Source organism: Streptomyces sp. NBC_01750, from assembly GCF_035918095.1.
Lineage (GTDB): Bacteria > Actinomycetota > Actinomycetes > Streptomycetales > Streptomycetaceae > Streptomyces.
In genome coordinates this window covers 7128276-7148025 of the sequence record NZ_CP109137.1, presented here as the reverse complement: position 1 = coordinate 7148025, position 19750 = coordinate 7128276, and the positions used below count along the sequence as shown (strand labels likewise).

At 68.4% G+C, this 19750-nt stretch carries 17 protein-coding genes; 8 read left to right on the top strand and 9 right to left on the bottom strand.

Translation table 11 applies throughout. The annotated features are described in order from the left end of the window. The first annotated feature begins 61 nt into the window (after positions 1-61). Complete coding sequence (locus OG966_RS32175) at positions 62-571, top strand: GNAT family N-acetyltransferase (RefSeq protein WP_326653517.1); 510 nt, start codon at positions 62-64, stop codon at positions 569-571. Here OG966_RS32175 and OG966_RS32170 read toward each other — a convergent pair. After that, the gene (locus OG966_RS32170; protein ID WP_326653516.1) at positions 568-2163 is read right to left on the bottom strand and encodes an AMP-binding protein; all 1596 of its coding nucleotides are present in this window, start codon (positions 2161-2163) and stop codon (positions 568-570) included. The two genes, OG966_RS32175 and OG966_RS32170, sit on opposite strands and share 4 nt — an antisense overlap. Beyond that, entirely contained in the window at positions 2160-3854 is a 1695-nt protein-coding gene (locus tag OG966_RS32165) for an AMP-binding protein (protein WP_326653515.1), read from the bottom strand. Before OG966_RS32165 ends, OG966_RS32170 begins: the two co-directional genes overlap by 4 nt. A 101-nt stretch (positions 3855-3955) precedes the next feature. Here OG966_RS32165 and OG966_RS32160 point away from each other — a divergent pair, with 101 nt between their 5' ends. After that, a complete protein-coding gene (locus OG966_RS32160; protein ID WP_326653514.1) occupies positions 3956-4783 on the top strand; it encodes a helix-turn-helix transcriptional regulator in 828 nt (275 codons plus the stop codon). Between the two features lie 64 nt (positions 4784-4847). Here OG966_RS32160 and OG966_RS32155 read toward each other — a convergent pair whose 3' ends face one another. Next, the gene (locus OG966_RS32155) at positions 4848-5969 is read right to left on the bottom strand and encodes a winged helix DNA-binding domain-containing protein (RefSeq protein ID WP_326653513.1); all 1122 of its coding nucleotides are present in this window, start codon (positions 5967-5969) and stop codon (positions 4848-4850) included. 173 nt (positions 5970-6142) lie between these two features. On the opposite strand from OG966_RS32155, the gene OG966_RS32150 reads away from it, so the two are divergent. Further along, a complete protein-coding gene (locus tag OG966_RS32150) occupies positions 6143-7282 on the top strand; it encodes a magnesium and cobalt transport protein CorA (protein WP_326653512.1) in 1140 nt (379 codons plus the stop codon). 391 nt (positions 7283-7673) lie between these two features. Here the strand turns inward: OG966_RS32150 and OG966_RS32145 are convergent, their stop codons facing one another. The 3 genes from OG966_RS32145 to OG966_RS32135 form a co-directional block, all read right to left on the bottom strand. Next, positions 7674-7811: an alpha/beta hydrolase-fold protein gene (locus OG966_RS32145; RefSeq protein ID WP_326655453.1), complete on the bottom strand. Its 138-nt coding sequence runs from the start codon at positions 7809-7811 to the stop codon at positions 7674-7676. A 54-nt stretch (positions 7812-7865) separates the two neighbouring features. Beyond that, positions 7866-8354 carry a hypothetical protein gene (locus OG966_RS32140; protein ID WP_326653511.1) on the bottom strand — a complete coding sequence of 163 codons (489 nt, stop codon included), beginning with the start codon at positions 8352-8354 and terminating at the stop codon, positions 7866-7868. Between the two features lie 112 nt (positions 8355-8466). Then, entirely contained in the window at positions 8467-8661 is a 195-nt protein-coding gene (locus OG966_RS32135) for a hypothetical protein (protein ID WP_326653510.1), read from the bottom strand. A 152-nt stretch (positions 8662-8813) separates the two neighbouring features. On the opposite strand from OG966_RS32135, the gene OG966_RS32130 reads away from it, so the two are divergent. The 3 genes from OG966_RS32130 to OG966_RS32120 all read left to right on the top strand — a co-directional run bounded on the left by OG966_RS32130 (position 8814) and on the right by OG966_RS32120 (position 11998). After that, complete coding sequence (locus tag OG966_RS32130) at positions 8814-9425, top strand: CGNR zinc finger domain-containing protein (protein ID WP_326653509.1); 612 nt, start codon at positions 8814-8816, stop codon at positions 9423-9425. A 249-nt stretch (positions 9426-9674) separates the two neighbouring features. After that, complete coding sequence (locus OG966_RS32125) at positions 9675-10508, top strand: alpha/beta fold hydrolase (RefSeq protein WP_326653508.1); 834 nt, start codon at positions 9675-9677, stop codon at positions 10506-10508. A gap of 263 nt (positions 10509-10771) precedes the next feature. After that, positions 10772-11998: an IS701 family transposase gene (locus OG966_RS32120; RefSeq protein ID WP_326653507.1), complete on the top strand. Its 1227-nt coding sequence runs from the start codon at positions 10772-10774 to the stop codon at positions 11996-11998. Here the strand turns inward: OG966_RS32120 and OG966_RS32115 are convergent. Continuing rightward, positions 11938-13896, bottom strand: coding sequence for a helix-turn-helix domain-containing protein (locus tag OG966_RS32115; protein WP_326653505.1), 1959 nt, complete (start codon positions 13894-13896; stop codon positions 11938-11940). The genes OG966_RS32120 and OG966_RS32115 overlap by 61 nt on opposite strands. Before the next feature lie 274 nt (positions 13897-14170). Between OG966_RS32115 and OG966_RS32110 the strand changes: the two genes are divergently transcribed. Then, positions 14171-14998 carry a methyltransferase domain-containing protein gene (locus OG966_RS32110; protein ID WP_326653504.1) on the top strand — a complete coding sequence of 276 codons (828 nt, stop codon included), beginning with the start codon at positions 14171-14173 and terminating at the stop codon, positions 14996-14998. 51 nt (positions 14999-15049) lie between these two features. Next, complete coding sequence (pabB, locus tag OG966_RS32105; protein WP_326653502.1) at positions 15050-17212, top strand: aminodeoxychorismate synthase component I; 2163 nt, start codon at positions 15050-15052, stop codon at positions 17210-17212. Positions 17213-17290: 78 nt separating this feature from the next. Here the strand turns inward: pabB and OG966_RS32100 are convergent, their stop codons facing one another. Beyond that, complete coding sequence (locus OG966_RS32100) at positions 17291-18388, bottom strand: transaldolase family protein (protein ID WP_326653501.1); 1098 nt, start codon at positions 18386-18388, stop codon at positions 17291-17293. Positions 18389-18604: 216 nt separating this feature from the next. Beyond that, positions 18605-19588 carry a carbohydrate kinase family protein gene (locus OG966_RS32095; RefSeq protein ID WP_326653500.1) on the bottom strand — a complete coding sequence of 328 codons (984 nt, stop codon included), beginning with the start codon at positions 19586-19588 and terminating at the stop codon, positions 18605-18607. Positions 19589-19750: the final 162 nt, after the last annotated feature.

The following is a 19750-nucleotide window of genomic DNA, read 5'->3' as shown; positions in this document are numbered from 1 at the left end:
CAACCCGACGGGCGGCGGAGCGGGCTGCGGGGCCCGAAACCGCTTGGGCCATACTCCCCGTATGCGTATCCGACCGGCCGCACTCGCCGAACTCCCCCTGCTCCAGGACATCGAGAGGGCTGCCGGAGAGCCCTTCCGCAGCCTCGGCATGGCGGCGATCGCCGACGACGAGCCCCCGGCGCTCGACCTCCTGGACCGCTACCGGCGGCGGGGCCGCGCCTGGGTGTCGGCCGACGGAGAGGGCCGCCCGCTGGCGTATCTGATCTCCGACGAGGTCGACGGCGCGGCCCATATCGAGCAGGTCTCGGTCCACCCGGACGCCGCCCGTCGCGGGCTGGGCAGCGCCCTGATCGACCACCTCGCGACGTGCGCCGTCGCCGACGGGCTGACGGCGCTGACCCTGACGACGTTCACCGAGGTGCCGTGGAACGCGCCGTACTACGCCCGCCTGGGCTTCCGCACACTCGGCGAGGACGAACTGACCGAAGGGCTGCGGGAGATCAGACGCGCGGAGGCCCGGCACGGCCTGGACCTCTGGCCCCGGGTGTGCATGCGCCGGGATCTGGGCTAACTGCCCTGGGGGCCGTACCGCCGGCGCAGCTCCACCTTTCTGACCTTGCCACTCACCGTCATCGGGAAGTCCGCGAGGATCTCCAGCCTGCGCGGGATCTTGTAGTGCGCGAGCTGTTCGCGGCAGTACTCGGTGAGGTCCTCCGGCGTCGGCGGGTCCGCCGGATCACGCGGGATCACACAGGCCAGGATCTCCTCGCCGTACTTCTCGTCGGGGACACCGACGACCTGGACGTCCGCGATCTTGGGGTGGCCGTACAGGAACTCCTCGATCTCGCGCGGGTAGACGTTCTCTCCGCCTCTGATGATCATGTCCTTGATCCGGCCGACGATCTGGACATACCCGTCCTCGCGCATCACCGCCAGGTCGCCGGTGTGCATCCAGCGGGCCGCGTCGACCGACTCGGCTGTCTTCTCCGGATCGTGCCAGTAGCCGAGCATCACGCTGTAGCCGCGGGTGCACAGCTCGCCCGCAGCACCACGAGGCAGGGTCGCGCCGCCGACCGGGTCGACGACCTTGACCTCGATATGGGGCAGGACCCGCCCCACAGTGCCGGTGCGGCGCTCCAGATCGTCGTCGCGGCGAGTCTGGGTGGAGACCGGGGAGGTCTCCGTCATGCCGTAGCAGATCGACACCTCCGCCATGTTCATCTCGGCGACGACCCGTTTCATCACCTCCACCGGGCAGGGCGAGCCCGCCATGATTCCGGTGCGCAGCGAGGAGAGGTCGTACGTCGCGAAGTCGGGAAGATTGAGCTCGGCGATGAACATCGTCGGAACGCCGTAGAGCGAGGTACAGCGCTCCGCGGCAACCGCGCGGAGCGTTGCCGCCGCATCGAAGGACGGCGCCGGGATGATCATGCACGCGCCGTGCGAGGTGGCCGCGAGGTTGCCCATGACCATGCCGAAGCAGTGGTAGAAGGGTACGGGGATGCAGATCCGGTCCTGCTCGGTGTAGCCGACCGACTCCCCTACGAAATAGCCGTTGTTGAGGATGTTGTGGTGGGAGAGCGTGGCACCCTTCGGGAAGCCGGTGGTGCCGGAGGTGTACTGGATGTTGATCGGGTCGTCGCAGGACAACTCGGCATCCGGTGAGGCCGGTCCGGCGGCGGCGAGCAGTTCGTCCCAGGACGGGTCGCCGATGTAGTGGACGGCACGCAGCTCGGGGCAGTCGGCCCGCACCTGGTCCACCAGCGCCCGGTAGTCGCTGGTCTTGTGAGCGAGCGAGGCGACCAGGACCGAGATCCCGGCCTGCTTCAGGACGTACTCCAGCTCGTGCGCCCGGTACGCCGGATTGATGTTCACCATGATCGCGCCGATGCGGGCGGTGGCGTACTGCACGAGCACCCACTCGGGACAGTTGACCGCCCAGATCCCGACCCGGTCGCCCTTTCGCACACCGATCCCGAGGAGGCCGCGCGCCAGCTCATCGACCGCCAGGCCGAACTGGGCGTACGTCCAGCGCCGCCCGGACGGAACGTCGACGAGCGCCTCACGGTCCGGGTAGGCGGCGACCGCGCGGTCCAGGTTGCGGCCGATGGTGTCACCGAGCAGCGCCGTCGTGCCGGTGCCGTGCGCGTAGGAGAGCGTCACCGCAGGTCCCCCTCGTCGTACTCGGCGGCCGAGCCGTCCGCCGTACGCTCCCGCAGCTCGATCCGACGGATCTTCCCCGAGACGGTCTTGGGCAGCTCCGCGAACTCAAGACGGCGGATGCGCTTGTACGGTGCGAGGACGGAGCGCGAGTGCTCGAAGATCAGCTTCGCCGTGTCGGGCCCCGGCTCCCAGCCCTCCGCCAGCACGATGAACGCCTTGGGCACAGCGAGCCGCACCGGGTCCGGGGCCGGTACGACCGCCGCCTCGGCCACCGCCTCGTGCTCCAGGAGCGCGCTCTCCAGCTCGAACGGCGAGATCTTGTAGTCGGAGGCCTTGAAGACGTCGTCGGAGCGCCCGATGTAGGTGATGTATCCGTCGGCGTCACGGGCGCCGATATCACCTGTGCGGTAGAAGCCGCCCGCCATCGCCTCGGCCGTACGCTCCGGGTCGCCGTGGTATCCGGTCATCAGGCCGACCGGTCCGCCGGACAGGTCGAGCGAGATCTCGCCCTCCGTCGCGCCCGGCTCGCCCGTCACCGGGTCGAGCAGCTCCACCGTGAAGCCGGGACAGGGCCGGCCCATCGAGCCGGCCTTGAGCAACTGACCGGGGGAATTGGCGACTTGGACGGCCGTCTCCGTCTGGCCGAAGCCGTCCCTGATCACCACGCCCCACTCCCGGCGGACCGTCTCGATGACCTCCGGGTTGAGCGGTTCGCCCGCCGCGACGACCTCGCGCGGCGGCGTGCGCAGCCCGCTCAGATCGGACTGGATCAGCATCCGCCAGACGGTCGGCGGTGCGCAGAAGCTGGTGACGCCCACCCGGTCCATCTCGGACATCAGCCGGCCGGCGTCGAAGCGTGTGTAGTTGAGGATGAAGACGGTCGCCTCCGCGTTCCAGGGCGCGAAGAGGTTCGACCAGGCGTGCTTGGCCCAGCCGGGCGAGGAGATGTTGAGGTGGACGTCGCCGGGTTTGAGGCCGATCCAGTACATGGTCGACAGGTGGCCGACGGGGTACGAGACATGGGTGTGCTCGACCAGTTTGGGGCGGGCCGTGGTGCCCGAGGTGAAGTAGAGCATCAGCGGGTCGTCCGCATGCGTGACGCCGTCCGGCTCGAAGTCGCCGCGGCCCGGCTCGGAGAACGCCTGGTGGAAGTCGAGCCAGCCCGGCACGTCGGCCGCTCCCCGGTCCGCCACCGTGATCCGGGTGTAGTCCCCCGGCACCTCGGCGAACTTGGCGGTGTCCGCCTCGCGCACGATGACATGCCGTGCGCGTCCGCGGTCGATCCGGTCCCGGAGGTCCACCGGGCCGAGCAGCGGCGTGGCGGGAATGACGACCGCTCGCAGCTTCATCGCGGCCAGCGCGGTCATCCACAGTTCCTGCTGGTTGCCGAGCATCACGAGGATCCGGTCGCCGGCCCGTACGCCCTGCTCCCGCAGCCAGGTGGCGACCTGGTCCGAGCGCACGGACATCTCGCCGAACGAGACCTTGACCTCGCTGCCGTCCTCCTCGACGATGTGCAGCGCGGTCCTGCCGTTGCCGGTGGCGATCTCGTCGAACCAGTCGAGCGCCCAGTTGAAACGCTCGAGCCGTGGCCAGGCGAAGCCTTCGTACGCCGTCGCGTAATCGTCCCTGTGCTGCAGCAGGAAGTCCCGGGCGGCCCGGAACTTCTCCGTCGCGCTGCCTGACGTCATGTGTCCTCCTCATTGCGGGACCGGCTACTGACATCGTGTAATCAGTGACACAGGTCTCACTACCCCCGTACGGGGGTGTCCCCTACCGGAGAGAAGAGCCGTTGTCCGAGCCGGCCGACGCCGTGGACATACGAGCGGCGCTGCACCGGCTGCGCCGCTCCACCGGGCTGCCGGTCGCCTTCGGCGGACTGCTGCACGATGCCCGACAGCTGCGGATCGCCGAACTGAGCGGCGCGGCGACGGGCGCGCTGCGCGGTCTCGCGATCAGCGCGGGCAACGGCCTCGGCGGGAAATCCATCGCGCTGTCCCGGCCGTGCGCGGTGAGCGACTACCCCTCGGCACGGCAGATCAGCCATGAGTACGACGCGGCGGTGGCGACGGAGGGCCTGCGCTCGGTACTGGCGGTGCCCGTCGTCGTACGGCGCAAGGTGCGGGGTGTGCTGTACGGCGCGCTGCGTGAGCCGGTGGCGCTGGGCGAGCGGACCTTCGACGCGGCGGTGGCGGCGGCGCGCGATGTGGAGCAGGCCCTGGTCGTACGGGACGAGGTTCAGCGGCTGCTGGCAGAGGCCCGGGAGCCGGTGGCCGGCACCGGGGCGTGGGAAGAGGTCCGCGAGGTTCACGGCGAGCTGCGCGCGCTGGCGCCGCGGATCGGCGACCAGACGCTGCGGGACACGCTCCTGGCGGTCTGCGGCCGGCTGGCGGCCGCGGCGGGCGGCCCGCCGCGCAATCACACTCTCGCGCTGGCGCCGCGCGAACTGGATGTGCTCGCCTGCGTCGCGGCGGGCTCGACGAACGCGACGGCGGCGGAGCGTCTTGGCCTGAAACCCGAGACGGTGAAGGGGTATCTGCGAGCCGCCATGCGGAAGCTGGGAGCGCACACCCGACTTGAGGCGGTGGTGGCGGCGCGCCGCGCGGGGCTGCTGCCGTAGCTGGGGCCAAGCCCCCGGACAGTCGAGCCCCGGCCTGATCCCATCGCCATCTCCACGGCTGTGTCTACTCGCTGAAGGTCCCGAAGCGGATGTCGTGCGCGGTGGCCGAGGTCATGGTGGTGAGCATCCGCTCCCCCTCCTCGGCCAGCGCGTCGCACTGCGCGCGGGTCAGCTTCCCGAAGGCCTGCACGGTCAGGGTCGCGGTCTCCTTGGTCTCCGCCAGCCGCCAGATGCCGGCCAGGAAGCCGTCGACGAGGAAGGTGCGGTAGGCCTGATTGCCCTTCCAGGTACGCACCTTGTACTCCTCCGTCACCACCCGGCCGCGGTCGGCGTGCGAGAGCAGCAGATTGTCGAACTCGGGGAGGAAGCGGGGCGGCGCGGGGGTCCCGGCGTCGGGGCGGGGCGCGTCGGGGAGGTCGAAGAGCTCGACGCCCTTCTCGTCCTGGAAGACGGCCAGCCGCGGCCGGAGCCGCTCGAAGATCTCCCGCATCCGGGTCAGCCCGGACCACATCTGCATGTCCTTGACGGATGCGGGCCCGAAGGCCGCGAGATAGCGGAGCACCGTTCCGTCGGGCGCGGGCACCGGCTCGGTCGCCCTGCCGAACCAGTGCTCGGCGGTGGTCAGCGCGACCTGGCCGCTTCTGCCCCACAGCCCGCGCGGGGTGACCTGCACCAGCGGCAGTACACAGCGGGCGGCGACGGAGAGGGCGAACGGATCGGCGTCCGGCCACTCCTTCAGCAGAGCATCGCGCAGGTCCTTCATGGTCCGCGGCCGCTCCTCGACCAGCTCGCGCGCGAGGGCGCCGAGCCGGTCCAGGTCGACCCCGGCCAGGCCCTTGCGGAACTGCGTGAGCTCCCGGTCGCGCGCCGCCTGGACCAGCGGCCGCAGCGTGAGGCAGTCGTCGGCGGAGTGCGTGTGGATGGTGGAGCGCATGGTGACCAGGCGGGCGACCTCGCGGGAGGCCATCAGCGCGGAGAGCTCCTCGGGGTCGAAGCCGTCCAGGCGGGCGGCGAGCGCGTAGTACGGCGGCTTGACGTTCTGCGCCTGGAGGCCGACGAGGTGCTCGACGGCGCCCTTGACGGACATCGCGGACGTGGGGGCGCGGCGCAGCAGGAGCTGACGGTCCAGGGTGGCGCGGTTCAGCGCGCGGTTGCCGAGTACGGGGTTCGTCGTCTTCGAGGCCATGCGCCACACGCTATCCAGGCTTGCGGACAACTTCTGTCCGCAATTCCTGTCCGCAATACTGGTACGCGTGGACCGCCACCCCGTCATGCCAGGGCAATTCGACCCGGATATCCTGCTCCGAGGCCGTACCGGCGCAAAGCCACAGACGTTCGAGGTGGGAGGTGAGACCCGTGATGCCGCGCTCCTCGAAGAAACACCAGTGGCTCCGCCGCCCACTGCCGCCCGCGAGCCCGCCGCCACAGGCCCCCGCGGCCGCCGATCCGCCCGCCCCCTCCCCCGTACACAAGGACCAGGGCAGCGTGGTCCAGGCCGCGCTCTATCGCGACGGCCGCCGCGTCTCGACGCCCGACTCGCTCGCCGAGACCTTCCGTCAGCTGCGCGAGTACCCGGACGGCATGGCATGGATCGGGCTGCACCGCCCGTCCGAGGCCGAACTTCTCTCGCTGGCCGCGGAGTTCGACCTCCATGAACTGGCCGTCGAGGACGCTCTTGAGGCCCACCAGCGCCCGAAGCTGGAGCGGTACGGCGACACCTTGTTCGTGGTGCTGCGCGCCGCCCGCTATCTCGACGCCCAGGAGGAGGTCGACTTCGGCGAGCTGCATGCTTTCGTCGGCAAGGACTTCCTGATCACGGTCCGCCACGGCGCGGCCCCGGACCTGTCGGCCGTACGCCGTCGGATGGAGAAGACGCCCGAACTTCTCGCGCTCGGACCGGAGGCGGTGCTGTACGCGATCCTCGACGCGGTCGTCGACGGATACGCCCCGGTCGTCTCGGGCGTGCAGAACGACATCGACGAGATCGAGACCGAGGTGTTCGGCGGCGACCCTGCGGTGTCCCGCCGTATCTACGAACTCTCCCGCGAAATGGTCGAGTTCCAGCGCGCCACCCGTCCCCTGGTCGGCATGCTCCACGGTCTGATGGCGGGCTTCGCCAAGTACGGCACGGACGAGGAGCTCCAGCGCTATCTGCGCGATGTCGCCGACCATGTCACGCACACCAGCGAGCGCGTGGACGGCTTCCGCCAGGCGTTGGCGGACATCCTCACGGTCAACGCGACGCTGGTGACGCAGCAGCAGAACGAGGAGATGCGGGCGATGGCGGAGGCGGGTTTCGAGCAGAACGAAGAGATCAAGAAGATCTCCTCGTGGGCCGCCATTCTGTTCGCCCCGACGCTGGTCGGCACCATCTACGGCATGAACTTCGAGTCGATGCCGGAGCTGAAGTGGGCGGCGGGGTATCCGTTCGCGATCCTGCTGATGGCGGTCGTCTGCGTCAGTTTGTACTTCATCTTCAAGCGCCGCGACTGGCTCTAGGATCCTGCACTCGCTCCTGAAGCTACTCGCACTGTTTGCTCTCGCACCTGCCGAAAACAGAGCCACAACAGGCTCTGGGGAGCCCCTGGGGAGAAGTGATGCGGGTGATCTCCTCACCCTGCCTTTGACGGGCCCCTGACCAGGCCTTTTGGGTACCGACGAACGCTGGGGAGAATCCGGGGAGAAGTGAACGGCAGCCCACGCCTCGCGCTTCCCGCAGCGAGCTCGCCTGGCTTCCAGTTCGGCGCTACCCACGCGACGTCTCCGACCCTACGGCACATCACAGACAGTGAAGTCCACGCGATCCCCCCTGCTCTGAGCGATGAGCGTGTTCACGGCGCATGGGCACTGATCCGGACCTGGTTTCTCCAACTACCCCGTCACACGCCGGTCAAATTGCAGCCACCGCACCCAAGTCGAAGCCCGCGACGGAGGCTACGGCGTACACCCGCGGGTCTGCGGCCGCGGTCATCCGAGCGGCCAAGCCGCCCAGGCTGTGGCCGACAAGCGCCGCACTGTCCGGGTCCAGCCGGTGCTGGGCCGCCGTTTCGGGTTCGCGCAGCGGGGGGGACCGTCGGCCGGGTCAAAGCCCGCGTCCCCCGCCGCCCTCGGCGTTGCCGACCCAGAAGGCGTCCATGGGCTGCGGTGTGGCGGCGGCGATGAGTTGCCGGGCCGTTCGGTGCGCCTTATCCGCGGGCTCGTCGACGTTACCCAGGGAGTAGTTGGCGACCGCTCCTTCGTAGATCAGCAGCAGTTGGTCCACGAGGAGGCCGGGTTCGGGCGCGCCAGTCACCTCGGCAAGTTCGAGCATCCGGTCGCGCAGCGCTCGTTTGTGCTGGGTGATCACGGTGCGGCCAAGGTTTTCCGGCTTGGCCAGTTCAAAGTGGGCGTTGATGAACGCACTACTGCGGAAGCCGCCCGAAGGCGAATGCGCCCATGCGCGGAGCGCGTCGAAGACGGCCAGCAGCCGGGCGCGCGGGTCTCGGCCGGCCGCCTCGATGCATTCGTCGAGGGTGAGCCGCCAGCGCACCTGGCGCCCATCGAGGTAGGCGAGGAATGCTGCGGTGTCCAAGGTGTACTCCTTGCGAGATTCAAGCGGGAGTCGCTGCATGCGGCCTGGAGTTAGCTCATTGAGCTGAAGTCGGATGAAAAGCGGCTGGAGTCGGCGGTCTGCCGTAGCGTCGTCAGATCCACGGCCGGGGCGGACCGTGTGCCGCGAAGGTCGCGGGCTGCGCGACCTGTTCGTAGCGTGACCTCGTCGGTGCGTGGGAGTGGCCGGGCGTGGGCGGCTTCAGGCCGTGCCTGATCGCGTGCCCGGCGTTGATGCCGTAGGCCACGTCGTTGGTGACCAGGAGTGCGTAACGGAGGAGAGCACACATGAGCAGCGATTCCTTCCCAGACGATGGGTGCCGGGGTGGGCGGTGCTTCCGTCACTCGGTGCAGTCGCATCTCGCGCTCACACCACCCCCTCCAGAGCTAAGGGGTATAATCTGCTTTCTCTAATTACCGTAGCATGAAGTAAGGCCTGAAGATGCTTCTTTCCGATTACACATTGGGGGCGAACGTAGCCACCGACCTCGTCAACACCTCAGCCGCGGTACGCATCAGCACCGGCGAGGTCCTCACCGACCCGGCCGCCCTGGCGCAGTTCCTCCGCGAGCACGACCTCCACCTCGACGCCACACCCCAGGATGGCCAACCGACCGAGGACGACCTTGTCGATGTGCACACCCTCCGCCAGGAGACCCGCGCCCTGCTGGAGGCCACCACCGAGGATGAGGTCGCCGACGGCGCGAACACGCTTGTCAGGCGGGCGGCCACCGGCCCGGCCCTGCTCCGGGACGCCGACGGCCGCTGGCAGTGGCACGTCACCACCGCGCCGCGCTCCTCCGTCGCGGACGAACTCGGCGTCCTCGTGGGCACCGCACTGCTCGGCGTCCTGCACACCCTCAGCCATGACCGCTTCCGGCATTGCGCCTCTCCGGTGTGCGACGGCATGTTCGTCGATACCAGCAAGGCCGGCCGCCGCCGCTACTGCATGCCCGGCCTGTGCGGCAACCGCCTCAACGTCGCCAACCACCGCGCCCGTCAGCAGGGGGGCGGTGAGGGATCGACCGCCGGACGCCGGACACGCAAGCGCTGAACTACCGGCCAGCCGCCTCCCAAGCGGCGGTGCCTTGCGACCCCTGTCCAGGAATCCACGCCAGACGTGCACTTGCAGGAATGCGATGAGAGGGTTGCCCGCAGAGATCAATCGGGCGAGCAAATGCCGCCGTGCGGCTAAAGCCCTTGTGTGGCCATGTTGCTGCTTCTCTTACAGACAGCGAAGACTCGGACGATTTTCAGAGAAAATACTTGCTGGGGCTACCCGCACGCTGAAGGGGCTAGGGCATTGACCAATTGGCAGTTGAACGAGAGCTTCCGCAGCCCGTCCGGTACGGTCCGCTGGGACCGGCAGGGGCCGGAGAGCGGGGAGTCCGTCGTACTGCTGCACGGCACGCCCTTCTCATCGTTCGTCTGGCGGGAAATAGCCCAGGCGCTCGCGCAGCAGTACCAGGTATTCGTCTGGGACATGCCGGGCTACGGCTCCTCCGAGAAGTACCAGGGGCAGGACGTCTCACTGGCCGCGCAGGGCGAGGTATTCGCCCAACTACTGGAGCACTGGCAGCTGCCGGCCCCTTGCGTGATCGCGCACGACTTCGGCGGCGCCGTCGCCCTGAGGGCTCACCTGCTGCACAATGCCTCCTACCGCGGGCTGGCCCTCGTCGACCCCGTCGCCCTGGCCCCGTGGGGTTCTCCGTTCTTCCGTTTGGTGGGACAGAACACCGAAGTATTCGAACAGCTTCCGCCCCCTCTGCATCGTGCACTGGTACGTGAATACGTCAGCTCGGCGAGTTTCCCGGGACTACGTTCCGATGTGGCCGAACAATTGATTGCACCCTGGTCGGACGAAGACGGCCAGGCAGCTTTCTACCGGCAGATCGCGCAAGCTGATCAGCGATACACCGACGAAATCCAGACGCTGTACCCGCAGATCAACCTTCCGGTCACGGTGTGCTGGGGCGCGGAAGACACCTGGATTCCCGTGGCCAAAGCTCATGAACTGGCCTCGGCCATTCCCGAAGCGCGGCTCACCGTGATCCCGGACGCCGGACATCTCGTACCTGTGGACGCCCCCGCCACGCTGACCTCCGCTCTGCTGACCTTCCTTCGTGCTCTTCCGTAGAGCCTGTTTCATGACGCGAATCTCGTGACGCTTGTTCCGTGATGTCCGGGGGCTGGTGGCGCCACGGCTCACCGTGGGGTGGTGACGGGATCACCACCCCACAGCCGCCCTTCCCTCGTTCCGGGCCGGCTTCCGGTCCGCGAGCGGTGGTCCGGTCACCCCACGAACCCGGCGTGGTGTGCCCGGTACACCTCGCCGGAAGCGGCCGCCGAGGCAACTCTGGTGTGCGGGCGTAGAAATCCCGTACAACAGGAGGCGCTGCGATGGCCGACGACACATCCCTCAAGAAGCTCGCGCACCTTACGCGCATCACGCCCCCTCCCCTCGTTGGGTCCGAGGACATCGTCACCGAACTCTGCGCCGCTCTGTTCGCGGGGTTCCGCCGCTACGACCAGCGCGTCCGGGCGCGGCAGTACATGGACGGACTGCTCCGTGCCGAAGGGCGCAAGTCGATCGCGAACATCGCGGCCGCGGTCGGCGTGCCCGGCGACGAGCAGCGCCTTCACCACTTCGTCAGCAGTTCCCCCTGGGCCGTGAACCCGGTGCGCAAGGCGCTGGCAGCCTTTCTGGAGGAAGACGACTTACCCTCGGCCTGGGTGGCCCTGCCGGTGTCCATTCCCAAGGCCGGTGAGCACACCGTGGGTGTGTCCCGGCACTTCTCGCCCGACAGCGGACAGCTGGTGAACGGCCAGCGTGCGTACAGCATGTGGTACGCCTCGGAGCGGGTGGTCGCACCGGTCAGCTGGCGCCTCAACCTGCACAACGCCTGGCTCCGGGACAACCGGCGAAGGACCGAGGCGGAGGACCCCGACGAACTCAGCGCCGCCACCCCTGAGGACTGCGTCACGGGTCTCCTCGACGACGTCCGCCGGTGGGGGAACTCCACGCGTCTGGTCATGATGGATGCCCGAGGAGCCGACGAACAGCGGCATCTGGCCGGGCTGTTCGAGCGGGAATCCCCTGTCGCCGTACGGATCAGCGGGCAGACGCTGCTCGCACTCGGCGACCAGGGCCGGGGAGCCGGCCACGGCGAGCACCTGGCTCCGGCACGCACCGTGCTCGACCCCGCGCGTCGGCTGCGCAGCGTACTGCGCCGCAAGGAACGTCATGAACCGGCAGGGGAACTACCGCTGGCCACGGCGACGGCAGGTGTACGCCTCTCCGCCTCCGGCGAAGCGGAGCGCTCCGCCCGCGGTCGGCTCGGCCACCTCACCCTCCTGGGGGTGTGGCACGACCTCCGCCGTCCCCCGGCCGAGTTGTGGCTCACCAACATTGACCAACCATCAGCCGTCTCCCTGCTGCGTATGACACAGCTGATCCATACGGTCAGCAGCGGCTGGCGGACCCGGGGCGAGACCATCGGGCTGCGGGACTACGAAGGCCGCTCCTTCCAGGGCTGGCACCGCCACATGACGCTGGGGTCCTGTGCCTACGCCATGTTGGCGCTGCGATCGGCCGGCCCGGCAAATGGCTCCGGCCTGTCCGCCTGAGCGGGGCCGCCGTCACGTTTCTGCCGCAACACGTCATGTGTCCGGTGCAGCCGAAGTGCCACCTGGACCTCAAGCGCTCGTTCCGGCTTCAGCCAGTCGGCGCCGAGCAGTTCGGTGATCCGCTCCAGCCGACGGGACACGGTGTTGGGGTGGACGTGCAGGGCCTCCGCAGCGTACGTCGGGCTGCCGCCGGCGGCGAAGTACTCGTCGAGCGTCCTGGTGAGTTCGGTCGTCCGCTGTGCGTCGTAGTCAAGGATCGGCCCGATCGTGGCGCTGATGAAACTCGCGGCATCGTGGTTGTCGGACAACAGCACACCGAGAAAGCCCAGGTCCTCGGGGGAGGCATGGGCGCCGACGTTGTCGAGTGACACCAGCGCGTCAAGGCATCGCAGGGCCTCTTGATGGGCCTGCTGGATCAGATCGGGGCTGGAGACCGGACCGGCCGCGCCGACTGTCACAGGGTGCCCGAGCAACGGGGTGAGTTCAGCGGACACGGCCCCGGCCGAGGCGCTGGAGTCGGCAGCGGGCAACAGCAGTGCTATGCACCCGTTCTGGATGCTCCTGAGCCCGTCCATCCGCCGGGCGTACGCGGCCGCCCAGCTTGCCGCCCTGCCCTGCGCTCCGCCTTCCGGGCGGATGACCACGACCACATGGGGACGTTCGAGATCGATGCTCAGCCGGCGGGCGCGCTGAATGAACTGCTTGGCGGGACGGTGCGGAGCCACCAGCAGGTCCTCGAACAACTCGTCGCGAAACGGGCTCGCCGCGGCCGCTTCGCCGCGCTGCACCTGGAGCAGCACCGCGATGGACTGGGCAGCCAGCCGCAGGAGCGGTTCGCCGACGTCGTCCAGCGGCTCGTGCGGGTGCAGCAGCAGGACGGCGAGCTCCTCGTTCCCCGCCGTGACCGGCACGACCCAGGTGCCCGTGCCGAAGGCGATCGGCATGCGTCGCGCGGAGGCGGTTCGGCATGCGCCCAGCACCTCGGCATCGTCGGCGGCGGGTATCGTTCCGCTGCCCGAGAGCGGGCGGTGCTCCATGTCCCGTACCAGCACCGTGCCCCGAAGCGCCTCGGCCACCTCGGAGACGAGGGCGTTCAGGCTGCCTCCGGCGAGCGCGTGGTCCACCAGCCTGATGTGCAGTTCCGACAGCCTACGGAATCCGATCAGCTGTGACTCCGCCCGTGAGGAGCCAGACTTCAGGCTGGCGACATCGGCGTGGCTGCGTTCCAGCGTGCGCGTCTTCTCGATGGCTACGGCGGCCATGTCCCCCAGCGAGCTCATCAAGGAGACTTCGCCGATGGTGAAGTGCCGCACGTTCCGGTCCGCGGCGTACAGCACACCGAAGACGTCCTCGCCGAACTTCAGCGGGGTCGCGATGATCGCTCGCAGCCCCTCCGCGCGTACCACCTCGTCCAGCACCCCGGTGTGGCGCACCCGCTCGTCCGACAGGTAGTCAGGAGTCCATATCGGCACGGACTTGTTGATGGCCTCGTCACCGAGACCGTAGGAGTTCGGGACGCGGAATCCCACGGTGAGCGCCGACGCGTGGCCATCCGCGGTGCGCACGAAGCTGTCCCCGGCGTCGCGGAAGCTGATGTAGGACATGTCCAGACCGAGCAGCGTCCGGGTGCGCCGGGTGATGGTCTCCAGCAGGGCGTCCAGGTCGTACGGAAGGGTCAGGTCGCGGGCAGTGTCCACCAGCGCGGACAGCTCTGCCTCACGTTGCTGGCGGCGGGAGAACAGGGTGTGAACCTGTAAAGCCATGCGCTCCGCCCGTTCCAACTGCGGTATGACGCCGGCGCCCGCTCCGCCCGCACGGGCACGTCGGAGCAGGTCTTCGATCTCTGTCGGCGGAGCCTCTGCGGCGAGCAGTTCGAGAATGTCGAGCATTTCACTCATACCTGAGTATTCGGCCGAATTCATCTATTCCTTGCCTTCCCCGTAGGGCGAACGCGAGCTTCGCTCATACCCGTTGGCCACCCATCGTGCACTCGTGCAACCTCCCCAAACATTCACCGATGTTGCCAAATGTGATTGACGTCACAAGCAATGGGAGGTGTCCGCGCCACCATTCGCGCGGCCCGGCTTGTCACCGGATCACCTTCCGGGACGGCCACGAGCCGAGAAGAGTAGGAGTCAGAAATTCAGCGCTCGGCCTAGTCCCGGAGGTTCAATGTCCGACGTGCGAAGTCACCTCAAGTCACTGGAGCGCAGCAACCGGTCCATGACAAACCCGGACCGTCCCCGCACGTTCTCCATGGTGAACCGCGAGTGGGATCTGCTGGACGAGGTATTCGCACCGATCTACTCACCGTCGACCGGCATTGCGCTCGAATTTCTCGGGCTCACCGGAACCAACTCGCTGACCCCGTCGTCATCCCTGCTGGAGATCGGCTGCGGCGCCGGAGTGATTGCCATTCAGGCTGCGCTTGCCGGTTGTACGACCGTTGCGGCGGACATCAATGAAAATGCTGTGGAAAACACCCGGCTGAACGCCGAGCGGCACGGTGTCTCCGACCGCGTCACAGCGCTGCACAGCGATTTGTTCGACGCGCTCGACGACGGAGCCCGGTTCGACCGGATCTTCTGGAGCTCCAATTACGTACTGGCTCCCGCGGACTACACCTACAGGTCGGTTCATGAACGCGCGTACGTGGACGCCGGATACCGCACGCACCGCAGATATCTCGAGGAAGCAGTACACCACCTGACCGACACCGGGTCGGTGCTGCTGCATTTCTGCGAACGCGGAGACATCGCCGGCCTGGAGAGGATCGCCGAGGAGTGCGGCCGCGAACTGCGGGTCCTGCGGCGCCGCACGGTCCTCGAAGGACAAGACCTGATCGAGCACACCCTGCTCGAAGTCCTCCCGGGGCCGCTCGCCGAGGCCGAGCGAGGGAGCCGTACCAGCGAACGGATCGCCGCCTCGGGCGCCCGGCGCGGTGCGCGCCGCGACAGGGCGGGAGCGGCGCCCGACAGGAACCGGCCGGTGCTCGCCTGACGGTCATGCACCCCCACGCTCTGCGGCCCTGAGGGAGGACCGAACTCACCGATGCGTACGCTACTGGTCGACAATCACGACTCGTTCACCTACAACCTGTTCGACTATCTGGCCCAAATTTCCGGTCATGAGCCGACTGTCGTCCGGAATGACGAAGCGCACTGGCGCACCTGCCATCTTGCGGATTTCGATCGGGTGGTCATCTCACCAGGACCGGGAAACCCCGCACGCCCGGCGGACTTTGGAATCTGCCAGGACATCATCCGTTCCACGAAGGTCCCGCTGCTCGGCGTGTGTCTCGGCCATCAGGGAATTGCCCTGGCGAGCGGGGGCCATGTGACCTTGGCGCCCGAACCGTGCCATGGCCGTATCTCGCCCGTGCTGCACACGGGAACGGGCATTTTCGCGGGCCTCCCGTCCCCCTTCAAAGCCATTCGATACCACTCCCTGGCCGTCACCCGTCTTCCTGATGAACTGGAAGCGACAGCTTGGACCTACGACGGCGTCGTGATGGGAATACGGCACCGGAACCGCCCGCTGCACGGCGTGCAATTCCATCCGGAGTCGATCGGCACGGAATACGGCATGCAACTCCTCAGGAATTTCTTGGAGTTGCGCCAAGAAGCGCCGACGTGGGCGTCCGACGCCCGGGCCGATTCTCCGCGGCAGGCCGTCGGTCATCCCGGGAACAGCTCTGCGCCCATGCGACAACGACCTGCGGAGCAGCGTCGGTTGAAGGTCTGTGTGGAACGGTTGCGCACCCGCTGGAGCGATGAGATCGCCTTCGAGCGCCTGTACGGAGCGGGCTCGCACTCCTTCTGGCTCGACAGCAGCAGGACCGACGGCGTCCTCGGCCGCTTCTCCCTCATGGGTGACGCCTCCGGTCCCCTCGCCCGCGTCGCCACGGCGGACATGTTGAGCAGCACGATCCAGGTCAGGTCGCGCACAGGTACGGAGATCGTCACCGGCGAGTTCCTGGACTGGCTCGACGCGGACCTGCGAGGCACGGCCACTCAGGTACCGGAACTGCCCTTCGACTTCGCGCTCGGCTGGGTCGGCTATCTGGGGTACGAGTTGAAGCCGGCGCCCGGAGGGGGCCTGACACACCGCTCGGAGGAGCCGGATGCGGCGATGATTTTCGCCGACCGTGCCGTGGTCTTCGACCACCGGGAAGGAGTGACGTATCTCCTCGCCCTTGCGGACGAAGGCACGGGCCTTGCCGGGCACGAGGTAGCGGCCAAGGACACGGCGCGGTCCTGGCTGACCCGGACAGCGAGCCGGCTCGACGCCCTGGCGGGCTTGGTGCCGAACCCCGATCCCGCCCCGCCGGCCGTCGGTGCACGGGTGGAGCTGCGGCACGACCGTCAGGCGTATCTGAACCTCATCGACTCCTGCCAGGACGAGATCACGACCGGTGAGTCGTACGAGATCTGCCTCACCAACATGGCGGAGGCGCGGGTGGATCTGGATCCGTGGCAGAGCTACCGGTACCTGCGCCATGTCGCTCCGGCCCCGTTCGCGGCACTGCTGCGGTTCGACGAGCTGTCGGTGCTGAGCAGTTCGCCGGAGCGCTTCCTGCGGGTCGGTTCCGACGGCACCGCCGAGTCCCGGCCGATCAAGGGGACCAGGCCGCGCGGGGAGACACCCGCACACGACGCCGCTCTGGTGGAGGAACTTCGCACGGACGAGAAGGAGCGCGCGGAGAACCTGATGATCGTCGATCTGGTCCGCAACGATCTGGGCCGGTGCGCGGAGGTCGGGTCTGTCGTGGCCGACGACATCTTCCGCGTCGAGACGTTCACGACCGTCCACCAACTGGTCAGCACCGTCACCGCGACCCTGCGCCGCGACAGCGGTGCCGTCGGCTGCGTGCGCTCCGCGTTCCCGGGCGGCTCCATGACCGGAGCGCCCAAGGAGCGGACCATGCGGATCATCGACCGGCTCGAAGGAGGCCCCCGGGGTGTCTACTCGGGAGCGATCGGCTACTTCTCCCTCACCGGAGCCGCCGACCTGAGCATCGCCATCCGTACAGCCGTCATCACCCCCGGCCGCGTACGGTACGGAATCGGCGGAGCCATCACCGCGCTCTCGGACGCGGAGGCCGAGTTCGAGGAGACGGCCGTCAAGGCGGAACCGCTGCTCGCGCTGACCGGAGGCGCCTTCCCAGGGCGCAAGCCGGCCACGGCGGTCTCCAGGAGCACGCCCGGGCGCTGAACGGATGGGCGAAGGGCTGGAAAAGGGGCGCTCGCCGGCTGTGTGCTGGAAGGTCAGCACACAGCCGGCGAGCGCCCCTCAGCCGTGCGTGCGGCGCCATGTGTCCCGTACCGAGTCGGCGAGCTCCAGGCGATCGCGTACGCTCCCCCGGAGCTCCGAGCGAGCCAGCTCCACGGCGGTCCGGTCGACGCTGACATCCTGGAGCCGCAGGCCCGTCAACAGCTCGTCCGAAGCCCTGGACTCCCCCGAAAGCGTGTCACCCCGCAGTCGGCCCAGCCGGGCCACAGCGTCAAGGGTGGGCTGTGACATCGCGTGGACGGTGCTCCAGGCCACCAGTTCCTCGACCTGACGGACCGTCGTCGCGGGATCCGGCGCGTCGGCTCCGGGCCAGACCAGGCGCTGCGGGCGGGCCCCGGCGGCCCGCAGCTTCCGCCAGCGGCCGGAGCCGAGCCGTTCCTCGTAAAGGTGGTAGGCCGCTCGGGCGAGGGCTAGCGCCGACCGGCCGCGCAGCGGCGCGGCAACGGCGGGCTCCCTCCCGTTCAGGCACAGGTCCACCGCTGCTTCCATCCGGGCGGCCTCGAAGGAGGCCACCGAGGCAAAGGCGGTGACGGCACGTCCGGCGGTGAGCGCCCGTTCCAGGCCCTCGAAGTACGCCTCGATCACTTCTCCGTAGCACCGCACCGAATAGATGTGACGGGCGTTCACACCGATTCCCTCGGCCACGCAGTCGCTGATCACCGTCATGCCCGCGGGAGTGCTGGGCACGGCAATCAGCAGATTGGGCCGGTTTACGGCGAGTGCGACGGCGCGCGCCTCGGCGACCGAGGCGCGGGCATCGTCGGCGAACCGGGGATCCAGCTCCGCGCACACCCAGCCATCGGCGCCCTGTGTCGCCGTGAAGCTCGGCCGCAGCACGTCGCAGGCCCAGCGGGCATCGTAGAAAAGCAGTGCCCGCACGGCTTCGTCCGCGGTGACGCCCTGGGTGCCGAGCATGTCGATCTGCTCCCGGTACGCGGTGCCGTCGCGCACTTCGCGCCCCAGCTCGCGCAGGGACAGTACGGCTCCGGTGACATGTGCATCTGTCATCCGCTGGCTCAGGGTTCCGTCCGCGAGAGACCGGCGGCTCGCACCGTCCAGCCAGACGGACACTCCCTCATTGACCAGATCCGTCAGCATGGTGCTCCTACGAGGCGTCTCTTCTTCTCGCACTGCTCGCTCGCTGTTCCTTTGGTTGGGTAGGAGCGGACTGTTCCCCCTCGTCCGTCCCGGGGTCCGGAAACGCCCACGCGCCTGTGGTCATCGCCGACTGGTCCCAGTGGACGGTGCGGCCGCATACGAACGTGACGTACGTCCCACACCCCGCGGCAGAAAGGAGGATGGCGGCCTCCGCGATCACGGTGACAGCTCCAGATACGGGGCGAGCCGGGCACCCACCTGGCCGCCGTACGTGTCAGCGATGCGCGTCAGCAGGTCCGTCGGCGAAACGGTGTACTGCTGCGAACCCACGGTTTCCAACGCCCTGGTGGCCATGGCGCAGCCCAGCGGGATCGCCACGTCGACCGCGAGCCCCCAGCTCGTACCGGCGAGGAAGCCGGCTCTGAAGGCGTCGCCGACCCCGGTGGGGTCCGCAACGGCCGCCGACGGCACGGCGGGGAAGGACTCCTCCGTACCGTCGGCGGTCGCGAGGGTGACTCCGTCGGCGCCCCGCGTGGTGATCCACGCACCCACCCGGGAGAGAATCTCTTCCCGCGTCCAGCCGCTGAGTTCCGATAGGAGCGCGGCTTCGTAGTCGTTGGTGAACAACCACAGCGCGCCGGTGACGAGCAGTCGCACCTCGTCGCGGGTCAGCCGGGCGAGCTGCTGAGAGGGATCGGCCGCGAAGGGCACGCCCAACTCCTCGCACTGCCGCCTATGCCGGATCATGGCTTCAGGAGTGTTGGGGGCGACCAGCACAAGATCCACCCCACCCGTCCGCCCGGAGATGACGGAGAGATCGATCTGCGCAGCCTCTGCCATCGCCCCGGCGTAGAAAGAGGCGATCTGATTCTGGTCCTGATCAGTGGTGCACATGAAGCGCGCGGTCCGCGACCGGCTGGACACCCGCACGTGCTCGGTGTCGACACCGTGTTCCTTGAGCCAGATCCGATACTCGTCGAAGTCCGGTCCGACCGCACCGACCAGATACGGGGTCAGCCCCAGCAGGCCGAGTCCGAAAGCGATGTTCGCGGCGACTCCACCACGCCGGACCTCCAGGTCGTCGACGAGGAAGGAGAGAGAAATGTGGGAGAGCTGATCGGGTATCAGCTGGTCGGCGAACCTTCCGGGGAAGGTCGCCAGATGGTCGGTGGCAATGGAACCGGTGATGGCAAGACGCACGAACTCCCCCAGGAGTCACTCTCGGCGGTCGACGACGGCCGCTCCGCTGTTCTGCAGCGGCAGAGGCCGGCTTTTCAGGCGCACCCGGCGGTGACACCGGTGCGGATACCGGACATCTCATGCCCGGCGAGGTCGGTCGGTCCCCTTCCCGCCGGAAGACCG